1 protein-coding gene and 1 pseudogene are annotated in these 1,567 nt (G+C 62.5%); both read left to right on the plus strand.

Annotation, left to right across the window (positions count from 1 at the left end; all coding sequences use genetic code 11):
* Positions 1-1,443: IS21 family transposase (gene istA, locus PDO_RS14775; protein WP_081593193.1), on the plus strand; the 1,443-nt coding region annotated here is incomplete at its 5' end.
* Positions 1,440-1,567, plus strand: a pseudogene (locus PDO_RS27955) (IS21-like element ISRm9 family helper ATPase IstB); the annotation flags it as partial. The gene istA and the pseudogene PDO_RS27955, both read left to right, overlap by 4 nt.

Consider the following 1,567-nt stretch of genomic DNA (forward strand, 5'->3'; position numbering starts at 1 on the left):
GCGGCCGCCAAATCAGGGTTCAGCCCATCGACTGGTTATCGGATCGAAGCAGACCCCCGTCCACCGGGCGAGAAGAAGGTCAAACACGAGCGACGTCGGCCTGATCCCTTGGAGGGGATATTCACCGAAGAGGTGGTTCCCATGCTGCAAAGCGCTCCCGGCTTGCGGTCTGTCGGCATTCTTCGGGAGCTTTGCAAGCGTCACCCCGAACTCGATCCTGGTATTCGCCGCACACTTGAGCGCCGGATCCGCACATGGCGCGCGACCCATGGCGAAGATCAGGAGGTGATGTTCCGCCAGGTTCACGAGCCGGGACGCATGGGGCTGTCGGATTTTACCCACGCCCCGGGCCTCAAGGTCACGATCGCCGGCGTGATCTTCGAGTACCCGCTCTATCACTTCCGGCTGGCCTATAGCGGCTTCGAGCATGCCGAGATTGTCGAAGGCGGCGAGAGTTTTGCTGCGCTGACAAGTGGTTTGCAGAACGCCCTTTGGTCAGTTGGCGGTGCGCCGCGCGATCACCGCACCGACAGTCTTTCGGCGGCATTCCGCAATCTCGATGCCGATACCGCGCAGGATATGACAGATCGCTATGAAGCGCTTTGCGGCCATTATGGCATGAAGGCCAGCCGCAACAATCGCGGTGTCGCCCACGAGAATGGCGCGGTCGAAGGATCCCATGGCGATCTGAAGCGCGAACTGGAGGATGCTCTTCTGCTGCGCGGGACGCGGGACTTTGCCGACGTCGGCAGTTTTGCTGCCTTCATCGATGAGGTCATCGGTCAGCGCAATGCCCGCCGGGCCAGGGAGGTCGCCATTGAGCGCGACAGCCTGCTGGCGCTGCCGTGCAAGCGCCAGCCTGACGGCGAAGACGAGATCGTCTATGTCACCAGCAGCGGAGGGTTTACCCTTCGCCGGGTCTTCTACACCGTCCAGTCACGGCTGATCGGACATCGGCTGCGCGCACGGCTGTTCAAAGAACATATCGAACTGTTTCTTGGCGGCACCTTTCTGATGACATTGCCGCGCGTCAGAGGCCAGCTCGGCGCTGTCCAGCATGTCGTGAACTATCGTCACGTCATTCATTCGCTGCGCCAGAAGCCGGGAGCGTTGCCCAGGCTCAGCTATCGCGATCAGCTCTTCCCCAGGGATGCCTATCGCAATCTCTACCATGCCGCCATGGAGGCGCTACCGGAGCGCGATGCCTGCCGCCTGACGGTGGAACTGCTGAGCCTGGCCCATGAACGCAATGTCGAGGCAGCGCTTGCTCTCGCCATTCAGGGCGATCTCGATGCGGGACGCTTGCCGACGCTTGGCGGCATGCGCACCCGGTTTGCGCCGAACCCGGCCTCTGTCCCGCAGGTCAGTGTCAATCTGGGCACGCTGGTTGATTACGACAGGTTGATCGGCGCCTGCGCCGCACACGTGGAGGTCATGGCATGAGGTCCAGCGATCCCGTCGATACCGCACGCCTGTCCCTGATGCTGACCGATCTGCGATTGCCGGGCATCTCCAGGGCCTGGCACACCTTCACCGAGCGCGCTGACACCGAAAGCTGGCCGGCTGC

The organism is Rhizobium sp. PDO1-076 (genome assembly GCF_000247475.1).
GTDB lineage: Bacteria > Pseudomonadota > Alphaproteobacteria > Rhizobiales > Rhizobiaceae > Allorhizobium.